The 19,523-nt window shown below is 61.5% G+C and carries 18 protein-coding genes; 8 read left to right on the plus strand and 10 right to left on the minus strand.

The annotated features are described in order from the left end of the window. Positions 1-339: 339 nt before the first annotated feature. The 5 genes from gcvH (at position 340) to AC06G5_RS19550 (ending at position 4,645) form a co-directional block, all read left to right on the plus strand. Complete coding sequence (gene gcvH / locus AC06G5_RS19530; RefSeq protein WP_413426609.1) at positions 340-723, plus strand: glycine cleavage system protein GcvH; 384 nt, start codon at positions 340-342, stop codon at positions 721-723. 30 nt (positions 724-753) lie between these two features. Beyond that, positions 754-2,010, plus strand: a complete 1,257-nt coding sequence (gene glyA, locus AC06G5_RS19535; protein WP_413704453.1) for a serine hydroxymethyltransferase — start codon at positions 754-756, stop codon at positions 2,008-2,010. 139 nt (positions 2,011-2,149) lie between these two features. Further along, a complete protein-coding gene (lipA, locus tag AC06G5_RS19540) occupies positions 2,150-3,142 on the plus strand; it encodes a lipoyl synthase (protein WP_413426613.1) in 993 nt (330 codons plus the stop codon). A gap of 31 nt (positions 3,143-3,173) precedes the next feature. After that, the gene (locus tag AC06G5_RS19545; protein ID WP_413426615.1) at positions 3,174-3,932 is read left to right on the plus strand and encodes a M15 family metallopeptidase; all 759 of its coding nucleotides are present in this window, start codon (positions 3,174-3,176) and stop codon (positions 3,930-3,932) included. Next, positions 3,929-4,645, plus strand: coding sequence for a L,D-transpeptidase family protein (locus tag AC06G5_RS19550; protein ID WP_413426617.1), 717 nt, complete (start codon positions 3,929-3,931; stop codon positions 4,643-4,645). Before AC06G5_RS19545 ends, AC06G5_RS19550 begins: the two co-directional genes overlap by 4 nt. Before the next feature lie 28 nt (positions 4,646-4,673). Here the strand turns inward: AC06G5_RS19550 and AC06G5_RS19555 are convergent, their stop codons facing one another. From AC06G5_RS19555 to AC06G5_RS19585, 7 genes are all read right to left on the minus strand, one after another. Then, a complete protein-coding gene (locus AC06G5_RS19555) occupies positions 4,674-6,062 on the minus strand; it encodes a purine-cytosine permease family protein (protein ID WP_413426619.1) in 1,389 nt (462 codons plus the stop codon). A gap of 46 nt (positions 6,063-6,108) precedes the next feature. Beyond that, positions 6,109-6,849 (minus strand): TorF family putative porin, encoded by a 741-nt coding sequence (locus tag AC06G5_RS19560; protein ID WP_413426621.1) that lies wholly within the window; start codon positions 6,847-6,849, stop codon positions 6,109-6,111. 108 nt (positions 6,850-6,957) lie between these two features. Next, entirely contained in the window at positions 6,958-8,697 is a 1,740-nt protein-coding gene (locus AC06G5_RS19565) for an amidohydrolase (RefSeq protein ID WP_413426623.1), read from the minus strand. A gap of 18 nt (positions 8,698-8,715) precedes the next feature. Further along, positions 8,716-10,512 (minus strand): amidohydrolase, encoded by a 1,797-nt coding sequence (locus AC06G5_RS19570; protein ID WP_413705464.1) that lies wholly within the window; start codon positions 10,510-10,512, stop codon positions 8,716-8,718. A 202-nt stretch (positions 10,513-10,714) separates the two neighbouring features. Further along, positions 10,715-11,737 carry a helix-turn-helix transcriptional regulator gene (locus AC06G5_RS19575; RefSeq protein WP_413705463.1) on the minus strand — a complete coding sequence of 341 codons (1,023 nt, stop codon included), beginning with the start codon at positions 11,735-11,737 and terminating at the stop codon, positions 10,715-10,717. Between the two features lie 101 nt (positions 11,738-11,838). Further along, a complete protein-coding gene (locus tag AC06G5_RS19580) occupies positions 11,839-12,666 on the minus strand; it encodes a nitrilase family protein (protein ID WP_413704452.1) in 828 nt (275 codons plus the stop codon). Further along, on the minus strand, positions 12,663-14,162 hold the full coding sequence (locus tag AC06G5_RS19585) for a purine-cytosine permease family protein (RefSeq protein ID WP_413704451.1): 1,500 nt from the start codon (positions 14,160-14,162) through the stop codon (positions 12,663-12,665). The genes AC06G5_RS19580 and AC06G5_RS19585 overlap by 4 nt, the downstream gene beginning before the upstream one ends. Before the next feature lie 199 nt (positions 14,163-14,361). On the opposite strand from AC06G5_RS19585, the gene AC06G5_RS19590 reads away from it, so the two are divergent. Further along, positions 14,362-15,267, plus strand: coding sequence for a LysR family transcriptional regulator (locus tag AC06G5_RS19590; RefSeq protein ID WP_413704450.1), 906 nt, complete (start codon positions 14,362-14,364; stop codon positions 15,265-15,267). A gap of 43 nt (positions 15,268-15,310) precedes the next feature. Here AC06G5_RS19590 and AC06G5_RS19595 read toward each other — a convergent pair whose 3' ends face one another. Beyond that, positions 15,311-15,844 (minus strand): cysteine hydrolase family protein, encoded by a 534-nt coding sequence (locus AC06G5_RS19595; protein WP_413704449.1) that lies wholly within the window; start codon positions 15,842-15,844, stop codon positions 15,311-15,313. A gap of 69 nt (positions 15,845-15,913) precedes the next feature. Then, complete coding sequence (gene ggt / locus AC06G5_RS19600; protein WP_413704448.1) at positions 15,914-17,641, minus strand: gamma-glutamyltransferase; 1,728 nt, start codon at positions 17,639-17,641, stop codon at positions 15,914-15,916. 136 nt (positions 17,642-17,777) lie between these two features. Here ggt and AC06G5_RS19605 point away from each other — a divergent pair, with 136 nt between their 5' ends. Continuing rightward, the gene (locus tag AC06G5_RS19605; RefSeq protein ID WP_413704447.1) at positions 17,778-18,290 is read left to right on the plus strand and encodes a methylated-DNA--[protein]-cysteine S-methyltransferase; all 513 of its coding nucleotides are present in this window, start codon (positions 17,778-17,780) and stop codon (positions 18,288-18,290) included. Here the strand turns inward: AC06G5_RS19605 and AC06G5_RS19610 are convergent, their stop codons facing one another. Next, positions 18,291-18,884: an NUDIX domain-containing protein gene (locus tag AC06G5_RS19610; RefSeq protein ID WP_413426631.1), complete on the minus strand. Its 594-nt coding sequence runs from the start codon at positions 18,882-18,884 to the stop codon at positions 18,291-18,293. A 166-nt stretch (positions 18,885-19,050) separates the two neighbouring features. On the opposite strand from AC06G5_RS19610, the gene AC06G5_RS19615 reads away from it, so the two are divergent. Then, positions 19,051-19,476 carry a GNAT family N-acetyltransferase gene (locus tag AC06G5_RS19615; protein ID WP_413426633.1) on the plus strand — a complete coding sequence of 142 codons (426 nt, stop codon included), beginning with the start codon at positions 19,051-19,053 and terminating at the stop codon, positions 19,474-19,476. The last annotated feature ends 47 nt before the right edge of the window (positions 19,477-19,523 follow it).

Below are 19,523 nucleotides of genomic sequence, written 5' to 3' on the forward strand. Positions count from 1 at the left end.
AGCGGTGGGTCAGGCGACATTGACGGTGAATGACACACTGCATTCGCGAGCAAGCCCGCTCCCACAGGGGATCAGTGTTGTTGCCGGGTTCTTCGTCTTCAAATCGATACAGCGTAGCGAAATCAAGACAAAACCTTTCCCACCCGCCATTACGGCGTCCGCCCCCACAGCCCGGTTTACCTGTATTCATTTCAATACAGCAGAAATCTCCAGCGCCTTACAAAATCACTCCATGTGATTGATTTAAAACAAATAAATAACATTGGCACCGCCCTTGCTATCACTCCTCCAACCCCGCTCGTCGCCCCGCCTCGAGCCTTAAAACAATAAGGAGTTGATATGAGCCAATTGCGTTTTACCGTCGATCACGAATGGTTGCGCCTTGAGAGCAATGGCCTGGTCACCGTCGGCATCACCGCGTTTGCCCAGCAGGCGCTGGGGGATGTGGTATTCGTTCAGGTACCTGAACTGGGCGCCTTCGCTGCAGGCGCTGAAGTGTCGGTGCTGGAATCGGTGAAAGCCGCCAGCAGTATCGGCATGCCACTGGACGGTGAAGTGGTCGAGATCAACGCGACGCTCGAGAGCACTCCGGAACTGGTCAATGAAGACCCCTTGGGCGAAGGCTGGTTCTTTCGCTTCAAACCGGTCGATGTCGAGGCGTTGAGCGACTTGCTGGATCAGGACGCCTACGAGCGCCTGACCGCAGAACACGCCGACGCCTGAAGCCCACCCCTTCCACACAAGGATCACACCATGTTCAGCAAGCACGACCAGATCAAAGGCTATGACGACGAACTGCTGGCGGCGATGAACGCCGAAGATGCGCGGCAGGAACACCATATCGAACTGATCGCCTCGGAAAACTACACCAGCCAACGGGTGATGCAAGCGCAAGGCAGCGGCCTGACCAACAAGTACGCCGAAGGCTATCCGGGCAAGCGCTACTACGGCGGCTGCGAGCACGTCGATGTGGTCGAGCAACTGGCCATCGACCGCGCCAGACAGTTGTTCGGCGCCGATTACGCCAACGTCCAGCCGCACTCCGGCAGCCAGGCCAACGCGGCGGTTTATCTGGCCCTGCTGCAGGCCGGCGACACCGTGCTCGGCATGAGCCTGGCCCATGGCGGGCACCTGACCCACGGCGCCAAGGTGAGTTTTTCCGGCAAGCTGTACAACGCCGTGCAGTACGGCATCGACACCACCACGGGCCTGATCGATTACGACGAAGTCGAGCGCCTGGCTGTCGAACACAAGCCGAAGATGATCATCGCCGGGTTCTCGGCTTACTCGAAGACTCTGGACTTCCCGCGCTTTCGCCAGATTGCGGACAAGGTCGGCGCGTACTTCTTCGTCGACATGGCCCACGTCGCCGGCCTGGTGGCCACGGGTCTGTACCCCAATCCCCTGCCCTACGCCGACGTGGTCACCACCACCACGCACAAGACCCTGCGCGGTCCGCGTGGCGGTCTGATTCTGGCCAAAGCCAATGCGGAGCTTGAGAAAAAGCTCAACGCCGCAGTGTTCCCCGGCGGTCAGGGTGGCCCGCTGATGCACGTGATCGCCGCCAAGGCCGTGTGCTTCAAGGAAGCGCTGGAGCCAGGCTTCAAGACCTATCAGGCGCAAGTGATCCGTAACGCCCAGGCCATGGCGCAGGTGTTTATCGAGCGCGGGTATGACGTGGTGTCCGGCGGCACCGACAACCATCTGTTCCTGGTCAGCCTGATCCGCCAGGGCCTGACCGGCAAGGATGCCGACGCCGCCCTTGGGCGTGCCGGCATCACCGTGAACAAGAACGCCGTGCCCAACGATCCGCAATCGCCATTCGTGACCTCCGGCCTGCGCATCGGAACGCCGGCGATCACCAGCCGTGGCTTCAAGGAAGCGCAAAGCATTGCGCTGGCTGGCTGGATCTGCGACATCCTCGATCACCTCGGCGATGCCGACATCGAGGCCAATGTCGCCCGCCAGGCTGCCGCCCTGTGTGCGGACTTCCCGGTCTATCGCGACTGAGCAAACACAACCCCCCTGTAGGAGCGAGCTTGCTCGCGAAGAACCCAAAGGCACCGCGTTAATCCTGAATGCGCGCGTAATCATTGGCGACCATCGCGAGCAAGCTCGCTCCTACAGGTCTGTGCACAAGGAAAGCATCATGAACGCCATTGTCGAATCGGCCGGCAACAGCCCGGCCAAAGTGGAAGTCGGCACCAAACTGCGTGGCGCGCAAAAGGTCGCGCGGATTCCGGTGAAGATCATTCCCACGGATGAGTTCCCGCGCAAACCCGACTGGATTCGCGTGCGCATGCCGGTCTCTCCCGAGGTCGAGCGGATCAAGCAACTGTTGCGCAAGCACAAGCTGCACAGCGTCTGCGAAGAAGCCTCGTGCCCGAACCTCGGTGAATGTTTCTCCGGTGGCACCGCGACCTTCATGATCATGGGCGACATCTGCACCCGGCGCTGTCCGTTCTGCGATGTCGGCCATGGCCGGCCCAGGCCACTGGACGCTAACGAACCGATGAACCTGGCCGTGGCCATTGCCGAACTGCGCCTGAAGTACGTGGTGATCACTTCGGTGGACCGCGACGATTTGCGCGACGGCGGTGCCCGGCACTTTGTCGATTGCCTGCGCGAGATCCGCAAGCTGTCGCCCGGCGTGCAACTGGAAACCCTGGTGCCGGATTATCGTGGACGCATGGACGTGGCCCTGGCGATCACCGCCGATGAGCCGCCGGATGTGTTCAACCACAACCTGGAAACCGTACCGCGCCTGTACAAGGCCGCGCGGCCGGGCTCGGACTTCGAGTGGTCGCTGGACCTGCTGCAAAAATTCAAGCTCGCCGTGCCCCGCGTACCGACCAAATCCGGCCTGATGCTGGGCCTGGGCGAGACCGACGAGGAAGTCATCGAGGTCATGCAGCGCATGCGCGAGCACGATATCGACATGCTGACCCTCGGCCAGTACCTGCAGCCCTCGCGCAGTCACTTGCCGGTGCAGCGCTTCGTGCACCCGGACACCTTTGCCTGGTTCGCCGAGGAAGGCACGCGCATGGGCTTCAGGAACGTGGCGTCCGGGCCGCTGGTGCGTTCGTCCTATCACGCCGATCAACAACTTCATGGAGGTGCAGACGGTTTCAAGCCATCATGATGGTGACTGGTCATGCATGGAGCCGTTCCCGATGTTTCGTTCACCCTGTCTGTCGATGCTGTGCCTGAGCCTTGCCCTGCCGTGCATGGCCGACGAGGCGAAACCCGGGCACATGGTGTATGTGCGCAGCATTGCCCCGGGCATCGGGCAGGACATTCGCTACGCCAGCGCCCACAACTTTACCGGGCACCCGCTCGACGGCTACCAGGCGGCAGAATGCTTGCTGTCGGCGGATGCCGCCAACGCCCTGGTCCGGGTGCAAACGGCGCTTGAAGCCGAGGGCTACGGTTTGAAGGTGTTCGATTGCTATCGCCCGAGCCGTGCAGTGGCGGACATGGGCCGCTTTGCCAGCGAACCCGGTGACCCGCTCAAGACCGAGTTCTATCCACGGGTCGACAAGCAGGATTTCTGGCGCCTGGGTTATGTGGCCCGGGTGTCCAATCATTCCCGGGGCAACACCGTCGACCTGACCCTGACCGGCCCCGACGCCCTGCCCGCCGACACCTGGACACCTGCGGCCACGCCGGTGGATTGCACCGCGCCTTACGGCCAGCGCTGGCACGACGGTGCGCTCGACATGGGCACCGGTTTTGACTGCTTCGATGAGCGTGCACACACCGATTCGACATTGATCAACGCCACGGCCAAGGCCAATCGTCAGCGACTTACCCAGGCCATGGCCAAAGAAGGTTTTGTTGGTTACTCCGCCGAGTGGTGGCACTTCACGTACAGCGGGAATCCGCAGAAGCCGGACGTCATGGACTTCCCCATCACGCCGCTTGCGCCATGAACATTCACCTCAAGACCCTGTTGGTGGCGATTTTTCCGCTGGCCGCAATGGCTCAAGGACTCGACGGCAGCGATCAACTGATCGTGGTCACCAGCAAAAGCTGGGATGACAGTCAGGCCACTGCCCAGCGCTATGAACGGCACGGCCAGACTTTTGAAAAATTCGAAGCCCCCTTTGCGGTGGTGCTCGGCAAGAACGGTATGGGCTGGGGCAAGGGCCAACTCAACCCCGGACGACCTGAAGGGCCGGTCAAACAGGAAGGCGACGGCAAGGCCCCGGCTGGAGTGTTCGATCTGGGCACGGCGTTTGGCTACGAACCTTCAGCCGAAACCCGCCTGCCCTACCTGGCGCTGACAGCGACCATCGAATGCGTGGACGACAGCCAGTCAGCTCGCTACAACGAATTGGTCGACAGCTCGGCCGTAGCAAGAGACTGGAGCAGTTCCGAACGCATGCGCCGCAGTGATGACCTGTACCGCCAGGGCATATTCATCCGGCACAACACCCTGGCCACTCCCGCCGCCGGATCATGCATTTTCTTCCACATCTGGCGCGGCCCCACGGCGCCGACTCGCGGCTGCACCGCCATGGCCCCGGCGGATATCGCGCGGTTGTTCAACTGGCTGGACCCGGGCAAATCCCCGGTGCTGGTGCAACTGCCCGAAGCGCAGTACGAACAGTTGCGTGAGCGCTGGAGCCTACCGAAGCGTTAATCAAATACTTCCATAGGTGCTACCGGTATCAACCCCGCTCAACCGCCACCGCACTCATCGACGGTTTGGCCAGCGCGTAATAGATCACGCCCGGCACCAACAGCCCGACGATCCAGGAAATATCCACGCCGCCCAGTTGCGCAACCATCGGCCCGGAGTAGAAATGGGTATCGACAAAGGGCAGCTGGATCAACACGCCGATCACATAGACGCTGATCCCCAGCACGTTCCAGCGACCGTAGCGCCCGTTCGGGTCGGACAGCGCCGGGATGTCGTAACGCTCCTTGTTGATGAAGTAGTAATCCACCAGGTTGATCGCGCTCCAGGGTGTGAAGAACGTCAGCAAAAACAGGATGAAGTACTTGAACGAGTTGAGGAACGAGTACTGCCCGAGCAACGCCAGCGCAGTGGACGCCGCGACGATCAGCAGCACGAACAGCATGCGCTGGCGGGCAGTGATTTCCAGATGACGGCGAAAGCCGCTGAGGATGGTCGCCACGCACATGAAGCTGCCGTAGGCGTTGAGGGTGGACACCGTGACCTTGCCGAACACAATGCTCAGGTACAGCAAGGACGCGATCACACCGCTACTGCCCAGACCGACAATGGTCGCCACTTCATGCCCGCGGAAATTCGCCCCGGCCAACGCGGCGGCGAACACCCCCAGCACCATCGAAGCCTGAGCCCCCAATACGGTGCCTAGACCGACGGCGGCGAAGGTTTTCCACGACGAAGTCTTGCTCGGCAGGTAGCGCGAGTAGTCCGCCACATAAGGGCCGAAGGCGATCTGCCAGGACGCCGAGAGCGACACCGCCAGCAGGAAGGTGCTCCAGCCGAAATGCCGGTTGTCGAGCAGCACGCCGATGTCGTTGAGGGTCATCAACCGGGTGAACAGGTAGGCGAACGCGATGATGCCCAGCACGCTGGCCACCCGCCCGACCAGGTGAATCACCCGATAACCGAAGATCGTCAGGAACGCGATGCTCGCCGCAAAAATCAGGATGCCGGCGCTGTCGCTGACACTGATCAACTGCGCAATCGCCTGCCCCGACAGCACCGCGCCGGTGGCGCTGAAACCGAGGTACATCAGGCACACCAGAACGATCGGGATCGCCGCGCCATATACCCCGAACTGCACTCGGCTGGAGATCATCTGCGGCAGCCCAAGCTTCGGCCCTTGCGCCGCGTGCAGCGCCACCACCGCACCGCCGAATAGCTGCCCGACCAGCAAGCCGATCAGCGACCAGAACACATCGCCGCCCAGTACCACGGCGAGGGCGCCGGTGACGATGGCGGTGATTTGCAGGTTGGCGCCGAGCCACAGGGTGAACTGGCTGTAGAGACTGCCGTGACGCTCAGCCTCGGGAATGAAATCAATCGAGCGGGTCTCGATCAGCGGACTGCGTTGCGCACTCATGAGGGTGTTTCCTTTGAGGAACTGTTTTTGTTGTCAGGGATAGAACTTAGAAGGTCTTGGTGGCGCTCGCCACGACGGTGACCGAACACAGGTCGTCATAGCCGTACCAGCCACTGCACTCGCTTTTCGTCAGGTCGGTGTCGACATAGCTCAGGCCCCAGGTCACGCCGACGAAATCACGGGTCAGCCTGGCTTCCCACTCGTAGTAAGCCTCGCGGTTGTCGCCGTTGGCGGACCAGAAGGCCGGGTCTTTCACGTCATTGCGCCCCACCCGCAGCTCCAGGCCGACCTCGGCCGGCAGCGTGAACTTGTAGCCGACGTAGGTGTAGAGCGTGTCCTGGTCTTCACCGAAAACGTTCGGTGTGTCGTTCGAGTAATAGGCGCCGAGCTTCACGCCATAGACGTCGAGAATGGCGTAGATCTCGCTCAGGTTGAATTCCGAATTCTTCGGGTAGTCGTACTTGATGTAGCCCAGGTCGAGGCTGATCGCGTCCGTGGCCTGCCAGTAGTAACCGGCGTAGTACTCAAGCTCCTGGCGGGTATCGAAGTCGCCGCCGAAATCCACGCTGGAGGTCCAGGCGCCGATGTACAGGCCGCTGCCGTGCATCAGAGTCGCGCCGCCCTGCACGGCCGGATCGCCCAGGCTTTGCGAGATGCCGCGGGAACGGTAGTCGCTGACGACGCCCAGGGTCATGTCCAGGCTGAAATCGTCGTTGAGGACCAGGCCGTGGCTGGTCAACGGAGCCAAAGCCAGCGTAGCGAGGGTCAATGCTGAAAATGCGTTCATACAATTCTCTTGTTGTTATGGCGTACGGGGAATTTCAGGCATGGCGATGCCATACCCCTCGCGCTGCGAGGGGCTGGCGGTTTTTACGTGTGTCGGGGTGCGCGCAGGTCAGGACGCGGGGGCGTAGACCTGCTTGCCGGCGAAGAAGGTTTTCAGGACTTTGGTTTCGAACAGCTCGTCATCGCTGACCTTGAACACATCGCGGTCGAGGATGATCAGGTCGGCCTGCTTGCCCGGCGCCAGCGAACCGATCTGTTTCTCAAGGCGCAGGGTTTTGGCGGCGTTGAGGGTGTAGGCGTAGAACATGGTCTGGCGGTCGATGCTCTCCTTGGCATTGAGTACGCCCAATGGCCCCTTGCGCGTGCTGGCCTGGGCGATGGCGTTGAACGGATTCGGGCTGGACACCGGCCAGTCGCTGCCACCGGCAATCGTCGCGCCGGCGTTATGCAGGGACCGCGCGGGATACTGGTAGCCGTAGGCAAAGGCACTGATGTAGGGCTTGACCAATTCGACGGTGTAAGACTCGCCGGTGGCCCACAGCAGCTGCATGGAGGCAATCACGCCCAACTGCTTGAAGCGCGGAAACTCCTTGGGATTGACCAGTTGCAGGTGGGCGATGCTGTGCGGCACCGGCGTCGGGTTGAGCTTGCGTGCATACGCCACGCCGTTGAGCGACTCACGCACGGCACGGTCGCCGACCGCATGCATGTGCACGATCCAGCCGCGCTTTTCCGCCGCCACCACCAGTTCACCGAAGTGCGCCGGGTCGGTCAGCAGTTGCCCGTCCTTGTGGCTGTTCTTGTACGGCACGATGACCGCAGCGGTTTGCCCCGGGAACTCGAGAATGCCGTCGACAAACACCTTGATGCCGGGGAATGTCAGGTTCGGCACGCCCTCGAACTGTTTCATCACCGTGGCGATCACTTCCAGATCGGCGGGTTTGCTCTTCGGGTTGGTGACCATCAACGCGGCAACGTGAGCACTCAGTTCGCCGTTCTGCGCCAGCGCCTTGTACAGCGGCAGTACGCCGACGGTTTCCGTTGTGGCTTTGAAGTCAAACAGCGAATCTTCACTGCCGCCGTTCGCCGCAGCGTCCATCCACGCAGTGATACCGTATTGGTTGTTGACCCGCACCGCCTCTTTCGCGGCTTTGAGCATGGTCTCCGGGCTTGGCGCAGGAATGCCGTTGCGCACCAGGTCCCAGCGGGATTCGGCAAAGTAGCCATTGGGGGTGAAGTCCGCTTCATGGCCGACGTAACCGCGCTCCTTCTCCGGCAGGCTTTTGACCAGTGCGGCGTCGATGTTCAGACGCTTGAGCATCGCGTTGTTGGCCCAACCGGTGTGTCCGTCGATGCCGCTGAAGACAATCGGCTGATCGGCCCAGCGTCCCTGATTGAACACCTTGCCCAGCTCACGGCTTTTCTCCCAGTAGGCCGAGCTGACCCCGGCGACGCTGATCACATCGCCGGCCCGGGCACGCCCTGCCTTGTCTTCCTCAATCAGCCACTGTTCAAGCTCCGGCATCGGTTTGACTTCGTCCAGCAGGTTGGCCTTCATGCTGTCGAACGCCCCCACCACCGGGTGGCTGTGGGTGTCGATCATGCCAGGCATCAGCACCTTGCCCGCCAGGTCGATACGTTGGGTCCCGGCATCGGCCAGGGCATTGATTTCGGCATCGCTGCCGACTTTCAGAATCTTGCCGTCCTGCACGGCCACCGCTTGCACCAGAGCCTGGCCAGGTTCGGCGGTAAAGACCTTGCCGTTGAACAACACCAGGTCGGCGGCGGCCATGGCTTGTAGCGAGGACAAGGCCAGCGCGGCGGCCAACAGGTTTGGAATGAATCGCATCGGAACGCTCTCTGGTTTTTATTGGACGGATCGGGAACTGACGACTTGGGAAACCACCTGTGGCGCCAGCCCGAGGAACGGCGCCCTGGCCCATACGACCTTGCCGCCGACCAGCGTCAGCAGCACGTCGTTGCGCCCCAGTTCCTCCTCGGGCAACTGCATGAAGTTCTTGTCGAGTACGATCAGGTCAGCGAACTTGCCGACTTCGACCGAACCCACCACGGCGTCCAGCTTCAGCTGTTCGGCGGCATTGAGGGTGATGCTGCGCAGCACTTCGGCACGGGACAGCGCCGGATCGGCATTGAGTCGCCCGGCGTACTTGGGGCCATAACTGTGCGGGTTGGTGGGGTCGCCGGAACGGGTGACACCGACTTTCAGCGCCAGGAACTCATCGAGGGGATCGACCGGCCAATCGCTGCCAAACGCCACGCGACCGCCGGCATGGGCGATGCTGCCCGAGGGTTCCATGCGTTCGAATCGTTCGGCGCCAAGGTGATCACTGGTGCCGTCGACCGTGGACGGTGCCTGCTGCGCCCACTGGAACGACATGGTGGCCGTGACGTCCAGGGCCTTGAAACGTGAATAGTCGGCAGGATCGACTGATTCGGCGTGAGCGATGGCCGGGCGGAAGTCTTGACCGGGCAGTTGCTGACGCACGTAGGCGACGCTGTCCAGCGCGTCCCGTACCGCGCGCTCGCCGGTGGCATGCAGGTGCGGATCGAAACCGGCCTTGACCGCTTGCAGCAACAGCGGCTTGAGCACCTGCGGCGGGAAGTACAGCTCGCCCAGGTTTTTGCCCGGCGTCCACTTCGGTGCCTGATCGGTGCCGCTGTTGTGCAGATACGGCGTCAACATGGCGCCGGTGTCCGCCGGGGCATTGATGATGCCGTCCATGAACAGTTTGACGTGGCGCATGTTCACGCCCGGCATGACTTTCACTTCGCCCTGGTCGTAAGTGCTGGCCAAGGCCTTGGCCTCGGCGATGGTTTTAACCGGGTCGGCGGCAGCGGCGGCCGGGTCCAGCTTGATCGACAGCAAGGCCCGGGCGGTCAGCTCGCCGGACTGTTGCAGGCGGGTGAAGGCTTTGCCGTTTTCCGGGCCGGACAGTGCATCGAAGAAACTGGTGATGCCTTGCTGGCGCATGGCGTCGAGGGCTGCGCGAACCTGATTGAGTTTTTCCGCGTCGGTCGCGGGCGGCACCACAGCGGCCAACGATTCGGCGGCGCCATCTTCACAGATGCCGTTCGGGTTGCCGGCACTGTCACGTCGGTATTTGCCGTCTTCCGGATCGACGGTGTGCTTGTTGATCCCGGCCAGTTCAAGACCGCGAGAGTTGGTCAGCACGGTGTGGAAGTCGGTGGAGCGCACCTGGATCGGGCGCTTGGTCTTGAGCGCGTCCAGGGTCGACTTGTCGGCGTCGCCGTCGAGCCCGGTCATGCCCATGCGATCCCAGCTGCCGACTTCCAGCCACACGTCCGGGCCCTTGTCCTTTTCGGCATCGAGACAGGCCTGGATGCTTGCCTGAAACTGCGCGCGGGTCATGGTCTGGTATTTCAGGTCGCACAAGGTCATGGCGCGACCGCCATCCCCCGGGTGCATGTGCGCATCGACGAAGCCCGGCATCAGCATGCGTCCGGCCAGGTCGATCAGTTGGGTTTGCTTGCCGATGTAGCCACCGACCCCGGCATCGCTGCCGACATAGATGATCTTGCCACCCGCAATGGCGATGGCCTGCTGCACGGAATCCTGGCCATCGACGGTATAGATGTAGCCATTACGCATGACCGTATCGGCGGGCGTCGCGCCCAACGCCATGCAGGAAAACGCCGTTGTCGATGCAACGGCGATGAACAACCTGGAAAGTCTCAAATGCCTCACCCCTGTTCTTATTGTTTTGAAGCGGCCCGAAGCGACTGCGCAAGCCCTTGTATAGACAGGGCCTACCCTATAGGGCGCAGGGCGCGAATGGACCTCCGCAAATGAGGAGGGGTCAGGCAAATAATTGAAACGGCCGGGATCAGTCCCGGCGCGCGGACTCCGCCAGCGCACCCGGCGAACGCAGGACGGAACCCAGCTCCACCTTGCTTTTCACGCCGAGCTGCAAGTAGCAGTTACGCAAATAGGTGCGCACGGTCGCGGGGCTCAGGGCGAGGATTTTCGCGATCTCTTTGTAGGAATGACCGGCGGCGAACAGCATCGCCGCCGTGCGCTCCCGTGGCGCCAGACCGTCCCCACCCGAGGGGGCTTCGAGGGACAGGATGACGTGTTCGGCGTTGGGGCTCAGGGTCAGGGCGCAGCGGCCCAGACGGATCACGCAGGGGGCTTTGGACAATTGCGCGATCACCTCCGGTGGCAGCGTGGAACCGCTCCAGCCGGGCAGTTCGCGCTGGATGGCGACGCACAACCTGGCGCCGACATACAGCAGGCTGCCGTCCATGCGCGCGACGCCAAAATCACTCGCGCCGTTTTCGCTGTCGAAGCGAATCATGTCCTGCACCTGAAACCGCCACAGCTGGAACAGGTGATCGCAGAACGCCAAAAACAGCTCGGCTTCGTTCTCCTCGAACGCCTGTTCATCCTGCCCCCGGTAGAGGCAGACGAAAAACATCAGGCCGCTTTCGGGCAATTCGTAGGTGATGCTCATCAAGTGATAGAGATCGAAGCGCCGGGCGAAATCATTTACCGCCTCGCAAGGGTCGTTGAAACCCGTGTCGCACACCACCTCACCGGGACGATTGAGCGTGGCGTAGGAGAACTGATCGTTGGCCGCCACCGGATGCCATTCGGCGGCAAAGGACTCAGGAAGATTGATGCTGCCATGCATCCAGCTTTGCATGGGCACCTCAGGACCTGGTGCAGACATTTCGCCCCACCAGGCAGATGCGAAGGGCACCAGCTGACCGAATGCCTGCAGGCCATCGGCGATGAACCGCGACGCCCCGCTCTCCCGCGCCAGCCGCCCCAGGTGCAATACGCAATGATTGAACGCCTTCAGCGTGGCCAACGACCCGTCGGCGCCGACCTTGTTCCCCTCCTCCATCATGGCGATCCCGTTCACTGCATGGTCTGTTGCCGGGACGATGCCATAGCGCCGGGAATGGCGTCCAGTTCGCCGTGGCATCAGCAGTTACAAACAGCCGCTCAGCCGTACAACTGCGGCCGCCGGTCCCCATGCAGGTCATTGCGCGCACTGATGCGCTTGTTGCGCGCCTCGGCGAGATTCAGGGTGGCCAGCAACAACTGCTCGCCGCCCTGCTCCGCTGGCCCCGCCAAGGGGTAACCGTCGGCATCGACGATCACCGATCCTTGCACCCAGCCAACCCCACGTTCATGGCCATAGCGATCGCATGCCGCAATGAACATGCGGTTCACCGAGGCATTGGCCTGCACCCGCAGCACTTCGGCCGGGCGCTCGGTCTGCGGTCGCGGACCGTCGGGCCAGTTGACCGGCGCGCACAACAGATCGGCCCCGGCCAACGCCGGAAGACGCACCCACTCGGGGAACTCCAGGTCGTAGCAAATCAGCATGCCGAGCCGTCCGTGCACCGTCTCGACCACTGGCGGTGCAGCATCGCCGGCGGTGAAAATGTCCTTCTCGGCATCCCACAGATGTGCCTTGCGGTACACCGCGCGCAGGCCATTGGCGTCGATCATCGCCGCGCTGTTGGCCAGCTCATCACCGGGCAAGCGCTCGCAGAATCCGCCGACGATCACCAGGTTCAGCTCACGGGCCAGGGCCTGCCACAGGTGCAAGGTCGGCCCCTCAACGGTTTCCGCCAGGCCGAGCGCCTCAAAGCGGTCGGCAAACAGATAACCGCTCTGTACCAGCTCGGGCAGCACGACGACTTGCGCGCCCTGAAAGGCTGCCTGGCGAATCGCGCGTTCGGTGAGCGTGCGGTTGTAGACCAGGTCGCCTATTTTCGGCGCCAGTTGGCAGCAGGCGACCACGGTATTTTTAGCGTTGTTCAACGCACTGCCTCCGCAGATGAATGGGTCATGGCGACGATGTCGCTTTCACTCAGCGCGTCGATCACCCGGCGCTCGGCGGCCAGATCAATCGAGCGACTGAGGACGTAATAGGTCAACCCCGACACCACAAGGCCCACCAGCCAGGCGATGTCCACGCCTTCCAGCATCCGCGCCAGCGGGCCGACGAACACTTCCTTGTTGGCCGCTGCGTCGAAGATGTAGAAGAACGGCACCATGGCGGCGAAGCCGATCAGGTACGAAACGATGCCGCGAAATTGCCAGGCGCCGTAGATGCCGTTTGGCGTGAAGAAATGCGGGATCGCATAACGGCCCTTGCGCACGAAGAAGTAGTCCACCAGGTTGACGGCGGTCCACGGCACGAGGAAGTACAGCAACAACACCAGGAAGGTGTTCAGCAGAGCGATGCCGTCACCTTTGATCGACAGCACGCAGGTCAACAGGATGACGCTGATCACACTGATCGACAGCACACGGGCGCGGGGTGTCGGGGTTATTTTCCTGATCGAGTCGACGCCGGTCAGCAGCGTCAGCATGGCGCTGTAGGTGTTGAGCGCGATGATCGGCAGGAAGCCCGCCACCGAGACGATCACCAGCAAATTGCCCAGCCCCGGGACCATCGAGGAACCGACCTGATTCAGCGCCACCAGCGCATCCGCCGCTTTCAATTGCTGCGCCAGCCAGGCACCGAGGCCGATCATCCAGCTGCCCGACAACGAGGCACCGATGAACACCGCCGCGATCAGTTTTGGTCGGCTGGTGTTTTTCGGCAGGTAACGGGAATAGTCGGACACGTAGGGCGCATAGGAAATGTTGTAGCTGGCACCGATGGCGAACAACGTGGCGAAGGCCACCCAGTTGAAGCCCAGGTCGGTCGCCGGCGTGACGCCTTCCTGACCCGCACCGAACATCAGGGCGATGGTCACCAGTGCGTACAGCGGCAAGGTCGCCAGCAAGGCCCACTTGAAGGCCTTGTGCATCAGGTCGTGGCCGTAGATCGACAACAGCGCGCCGATCAGCACCACGGCCACGGCGACGATGGTCGGGTCGATGCCGAACACATGTTCAAGGCCGTTCATGATCAGCGAGATGTTCACCACGTTGAAACCGACGAACACAAACATCGTCGCCATCAACGCCAGGATCACCCCGCGATAGCCGAACTGGGCGCGGGACTGGATCATCTGCGGCAGGCCCATTTCCGGCCCCTGGGAGCCGTGAAACGCCATGAAGATGGTGCCGAACATGATGCCCAGGGCACCGGCGAGCATGGTCCACAGAGCGGACAGACCGAGGCTGGGGCCGACAAAGCCGATGGAGATGGTGAAGAAGTGGAAATTGCCGAGAAACCAGAAGGGTCCCTGACTGCTGAGTTTGGCGTGGCGTTCGTTTTCCGGGATGTAGTCGATGGAATGGCCTTCGATGGCCAACCCGCCGCTCGCCTCGGCGGCGTGCGCAGACACTGGGGAACCTGACATACGATTGTTCCTATGCTGTTGTTTGTTGTTTTTGTGGGTACAGCGCTCGCTACGACGTCCGGTTCGGGTGAAACTCCAGAAAAAGCTGACGATGACGCTGGTTTCACGGCAATGTAGGGCGTGAGTCCGGGCAGTAAAATATCGCAGGCACACTGTTCACATAGATCGACATCTATGTAAGCGAAAATCGGGAGTCCCCATGCTGGGAACTGTAACGGAGCTGGATCTGCGTCTGATCCGGGTATTTCTGACCGTCGTCGAAGCGGGCGGCATTTCGGCGGCACAAACCGCCCTCAACACCACGCAACCCACGATCAGCGCGCAACTGGCGACGCTGGAAGCGCGGGTTGGCTTCCGCCTGTGCGAACGCGGACGCGGCGGTTTTTCGGTCACGCCCAAAGGCACTCAGTTCATCGAAGCAGCCCGACGCCTGTTGGCGGCGGCCGAGGGTTTCCGGGTTGAAGTGCAGCACATCAACCGCAAAGTCTCGGGCAATATCAACATCGGTTTGCTAGGGCAAATCGACCCGGTGGCGAACAGGAAAATCGGCCAGGCCATTGCCCGTTTGCGGGCCCGGCACGAAGGGCTGTACTTCCACTTCACCGAGCTGTCGTCGTCCCTGCTGGAAGAAAAAATCATCAACGGCCATATCGACCTGGCCATCGGTTACTTCTGGCACCGCTTGCCCAACATCGATTATTTCCCGCTGTTCCCGGAAACCCAGATTGCCTATTGCGCGCCTTCCCATCCGCTGTTCGACCAGGTCGGCGCGCTGACCCGCGAAGATGTCAGCGGGTTTGACTGGGTCTGGCCGAGCCATCCGCTGCCGGAAATGCCGGCCCCCACCTCCATCGAACGCCTGACCGTACTCACCGACAGCATGGACGGCGCGGCCCTGCTGATCCTGTCCGGCCAGCACCTGGGGTTTCTGCCACAGCACTACGCAACCCGGCATGAACAGCTGGGGCAGTTGCACCCGCTGAACCCGGATCTGCTGCGCTATGAGGTGAGTTTTCATGCGGCGGTGCGGCATTCATCTCGGCAGCGGGACCTGGTGAGTGCGTTCCTGAACGAGCTGATCGAGATTTTCGGTTCACCCTTGTAGGAGCGAGCTTGCTCGCTCCTACAAGGGTGGCGCAATGGTGTTATCAGAAGCAGATTTCAGCAGCCGGGACCACATCGATCCGCGCCACCGAACCGCTCAGGTCGGCCCAATCCTTGTTGTGCTGGGCAATGATGTCTTCGGCAGTGGTATTGCCATTGTCGATGGTGGAATGCGCGTCGGCGGCCAGCACCACGTCATACCCCATTTGATGCGCCTGACGCAGGGTTGCATTCACACAGTAATCGGTTTGCAGGCCGCAGATGACCAGCCTTTCGAAGTCCTGTACCGGCAACAACCGTTGCAGGTTGGTCTGATAGAACGAATCGCCAGTGGTCTTGCGCACGCGATGATCCCTGGGCGAGGTTTCCAGCCCTTCGGCCAGTTGCCAGCCTGGGGCACCGTGTTTCAACAGATCACCCTCTTCTTCGTGCTGGATCAGCACCACCGGAACACCGGCCTTGCGCGCCCGGGTAGAAAGGTCATTGATGGTGTTGATGACCCGCCCAATCTCGAAGCATTCGTACTCACCGGAACACAAAGCCTGCTGGACGTCGATGATTAATAACGCAGTGGTCATGATTTCCTTCCTTGATATGTCGAGGGATCAGGGGACGAACATAAGCCCGTCCCCCTCCAGACACAACCCTCAATAACCCAGCGACAACCCGGTATTGCGCCGAGGATCGTTGGCCCCGTAGAAACGGTTCTTGCCTACCGGTTTGCCACCCAGGGATGGCGCGCCGACCAGGATCGCCGCCAGGTGGTTGGCGTCCTGCGGACCGGTAAACTTGTGCCCCCAGCTTTCGAGGATTTTCACCGTGTCCGGGCTGGTGGTGAAGGCTTCCAGGTTGGTCTGCTCCGGCAGCCACTGTTGGTGGAAACGCGGCGCATCCACCGCTTCCTGGATGTTCATGCCGTAGTCGATCACGTTGAGCATGGTCAGCAAGGTCGCGGTGATGATGCGGCTGCCCCCCGGAGTGCCGACCACCATCACCACTTTGCCGTCCTTGGTGACGATGGTCGGGCTCATGGACGACAGCGGCGCCTTGCCGGGTGCGATGGCATTGGCCTCGCCCTGCACCAGGCCGTACATGTTCGGCACGCCGATTTTCGAGGTGAAGTCGTCCATTTCGTCGTTGAGGATGACCCCGGTCTTGCTCGCCATCACGCCAGCGCCGAACCAGTCGTTAAGGGTGTAGGTCACCGACACCGCGTTGCCCCATTTGTCGACGATGGAGTAATGCGTGGTGTTGTTGCCTTCATGGGGCGCTACACCGGGTTTGAGTTCGCTGGATACCGCGGCCTTTTGTGGCTTGATCGCTTCGCGCAGCTTGGTTGCGTAGTTTTTATCCAGCAGGTGGGCAATCGGGTTCTTCACGAAATCCGGGTCGCCGAGGTAGCTGTTGCGGTCCACATAGGCGTGGCGCATCGCCTCGATCTGGTAGTGCATGCCCTGGGCCGAGTGATAGCCCAGGTCCTTCATCGGATAGCCTTCGAGGATGTTCATGATCTCGCAGATCACCACGCCACCGGAGCTCGGCGGCGGTGCCGAGACCACGTGGTAGCCACGGTAGTCGCACTCGATGGGCGCCAGTTCGCGGGTCTTGTATTTGTCGAGGTCGGCCTGGGTGATGATGCCTTTGTTGGCCTGGCTGGAGGTGACGATGGCGTCGGCCACCCACCCCTTATAGAAACCGTCGGCGCCTTTCTCGGAGATCTCCCGCAAGGTCTTGCTCAGGTCCTTCTGCACCAGTTTCTGGCCGACCTGCATCGGTTCGCCGTTGCTGAGGAAGATCGAGCCGGAATCCTTGATGTCCTTCTTGAACATGTCGGTGGCGTAGTCCAGCAGATCGACGTCGCCCTGCTCGAGCACAAAACCGTCTTCAGCGAGCTTGATGGCCGGGGCGATGATTTCCTTGCGCGGTTTGGTGCCGTACTTGGACAGCGCCAGCTCCATGCCCGAAACGGTGCCCGGCACACCCACGGCCAAGTGGCCACGGGTACTCAAATCGGGAACGACGTTGCCCTCCTTGTCCAGGTACATGTTGGCGGTTGCGGCCAGCGGCGCTTTTTCACGGAAGTCGAGAAAGGTCTTGCGCCCGTCCGCCAGTTGAATGGTCATGAAACCGCCGCCACCGAGGTTGCCGGCCGCGGGGTAGACCACCGCCAGCGCATAGCCGACCGCGACCGCCGCATCGACGGCGTTGCCGCCGTTCTTGAGCACATCCACGCCCACATGGCTGGCCAGGTGCTGGGCCGTGACCACCATGCCGTTTTCCCCGGTAGCCGGGGCCACGGAGGCGGCATGGGCGGTCAGGCAGCTGAGTGCCAATGCGGTCGTAATCAGCGATTTGGCAAAAGGTTCGTACTTCATGAGTCGGTCTCTTCTTGTTATTTCGTAGGAAAACGCTTCAAAAGCCGTAGCCAAGTATGGTCGGGATTACGTATTGCGCCTCCCCGTCGAGACAGTATCCTTAACGCCTGTTCAGCAATTTCGCGCGAGCCCTGACATGACCTATACCTGCATCACCGTGGCTTCCCCGGTCGGCCAGTTGAAGCTGGTCGCGAACGGTTCACGACTGGCGGCCATCCTCTGGGAAAACGACAAACCCGGCCGGGTGCGCCTCGGTCCGATGAGCGAAGCGCCGGACAACCCGATCCTGCTGCGCACGGCTGCGCAGTTGCGCGAATATTTTTCCGGCACCCGCGACCGCTTCGAACTGGAACTGGATTTTGCCGGCACGGAATTTCAAAAGAAGGTCTGGTCGGCACTGCTGACCATCCCGTTCGGCGAGACCCGCAGCTACAGCGAGATCGCCGAACAGATCGGCAACCCGACGGCAGTCAGGGCCGTGGGTGCGGCGAATGGCAAGAACCCGATTTCGATCGTGGCACCGTGTCACCGGGTGATAGGCGCGTCGGGCAAGCTCACCGGGTTTGCCGGTGGGCTTGAGGCGAAGGAGTTGTTGCTGACGCTGGAAGGTGGGCAATGGCCCGGCACGGCACGCCTGCCAGGCTTTTGATCATGCCTGGGCGAAGAGGTTTTTCATCGCCGCATACTGCAACAGCATGATGGTCTTGGCATCGCAGATCTCACCGCGGTAGAACGCTTGGAGCGCGTCCTCGAACGCCCACTCCAGCACTTCCAGCTCCTCGGTTTCCGCCTCCAGCCCGCCGCCGTCGCTGACCTTCGACTTCGCGTCGTATTCGGCAATGAAGAAGTGCAACTTTTCCGTCACCGATCCCGGGCTCATGTACGCCTCGAATACCTTCTGCACATGGTGCACGCGATACCCCGTCTCTTCCTCCGCTTCATCGCGGATGCGGTCTTCAGGCGCCGCGCCTTCCAGCAGCCCCGCTGCCACTTCGATCAACAGCCCGTCGTGACCGTTGACGAACACCGGCAGGCGAAATTGCCGGGTCAGTACCACGGTTCGCTTTTCGCGGTTGTACAGGAGAATCGCCGCACCATTGCCACGGTCATAGACTTCCCGGGTCTGGCGTTGCCACACGCCATTGTTGCGTTGGTAATCGAAGGTGATTTTCTTGAGCAGGTACCAGTCGTGGGACAACACCTGAGACTCGACGATGTTGACCCGTTCGGCCGTGTTCGACATGACAACACATCCTGTTATTGGTCTGAGGGTGCACATGTTAAGTGAAAAAGATCAGCGCGTGCTCCCTCAAGCAAGCTGCGCGTTGGCGACGGCTCAACTTTTCGGGGGATGGAACAATCGCTGCAACCGGGATAGGCTGCGGCTTCAATGCCATAAGGATATAGCCATGAACCTGCGTATCGAACTGACGCCAAACCCCACGGAAGAACAACGCCAGGCCATCCTCAAACCGCTTCGCGCCTACAACGGCTCGAAGGCCGAAGGTAACGTGCCTGAGCACATCGCCTTGCTGGTGCGCGACGACAACGACGAGATCCTCGGCGGCCTGCATGGCCGATTGTTTTACCAGTGGCTGTACATCGACTTGCTGGTGGTGCCGGAACAGGCGCGGGGACAGGGCCTGGGTTCGAAACTGATGCGGATGGCCGAGGACCTGGCGCGGGAACGGCGCTGCGTCGGGCTGTGGCTCGACACCTTTGAATTCCAGGCGCCTGGGTTCTACAAGAAATGCGGCTACAGCGAGATCGGGCACATTGCCGATTACCCGCCGGGCCACAAGCACTTCTTCTTCCAGAAACGCTTGAACTACTGATCCATACCGCCCCTGTAGGAGCGAGCTTGCTCGCGATGGTCGTCAAC

Source organism: Pseudomonas sp. WT-JTC (genome assembly GCF_056711565.1).

Coding starts and splice junctions, on each gene's coding strand:
- gcvH (WP_413426609.1), top strand. CDS start 340: ATGAGCCAATTGCGTTTTACCGTCGATCACGAATGGTTGCGCCTTGAG.
- glyA (WP_413704453.1), top strand. CDS start 754: ATGTTCAGCAAGCACGACCAGATCAAAGGCTATGACGACGAACTGCTG.
- lipA (WP_413426613.1), top strand. CDS start 2,150: ATGAACGCCATTGTCGAATCGGCCGGCAACAGCCCGGCCAAAGTGGAA.
- AC06G5_RS19545 (WP_413426615.1), top strand. CDS start 3,174: ATGTTTCGTTCACCCTGTCTGTCGATGCTGTGCCTGAGCCTTGCCCTG.
- AC06G5_RS19550 (WP_413426617.1), top strand. CDS start 3,929: ATGAACATTCACCTCAAGACCCTGTTGGTGGCGATTTTTCCGCTGGCC.
- AC06G5_RS19555 (WP_413426619.1), bottom strand. CDS start 6,062: ATGAGTGCGCAACGCAGTCCGCTGATCGAGACCCGCTCGATTGATTTC.
- AC06G5_RS19560 (WP_413426621.1), bottom strand. CDS start 6,849: ATGAACGCATTTTCAGCATTGACCCTCGCTACGCTGGCTTTGGCTCCG.
- AC06G5_RS19565 (WP_413426623.1), bottom strand. CDS start 8,697: ATGCGATTCATTCCAAACCTGTTGGCCGCCGCGCTGGCCTTGTCCTCG.
- AC06G5_RS19570 (WP_413705464.1), bottom strand. CDS start 10,512: ATGGCGTTGGGCGCGACGCCCGCCGATACGGTCATGCGTAATGGCTAC.
- AC06G5_RS19575 (WP_413705463.1), bottom strand. CDS start 11,737: ATGGAGGAGGGGAACAAGGTCGGCGCCGACGGGTCGTTGGCCACGCTG.
- AC06G5_RS19585 (WP_413704451.1), bottom strand. CDS start 14,162: ATGTCAGGTTCCCCAGTGTCTGCGCACGCCGCCGAGGCGAGCGGCGGG.
- AC06G5_RS19590 (WP_413704450.1), top strand. CDS start 14,362: ATGCTGGGAACTGTAACGGAGCTGGATCTGCGTCTGATCCGGGTATTT.
- AC06G5_RS19595 (WP_413704449.1), bottom strand. CDS start 15,844: ATGACCACTGCGTTATTAATCATCGACGTCCAGCAGGCTTTGTGTTCC.
- ggt (WP_413704448.1), bottom strand. CDS start 17,641: ATGAAGTACGAACCTTTTGCCAAATCGCTGATTACGACCGCATTGGCA.
- AC06G5_RS19605 (WP_413704447.1), top strand. CDS start 17,778: ATGACCTATACCTGCATCACCGTGGCTTCCCCGGTCGGCCAGTTGAAG.
- AC06G5_RS19610 (WP_413426631.1), bottom strand. CDS start 18,884: ATGTCGAACACGGCCGAACGGGTCAACATCGTCGAGTCTCAGGTGTTG.
- AC06G5_RS19615 (WP_413426633.1), top strand. CDS start 19,051: ATGAACCTGCGTATCGAACTGACGCCAAACCCCACGGAAGAACAACGC.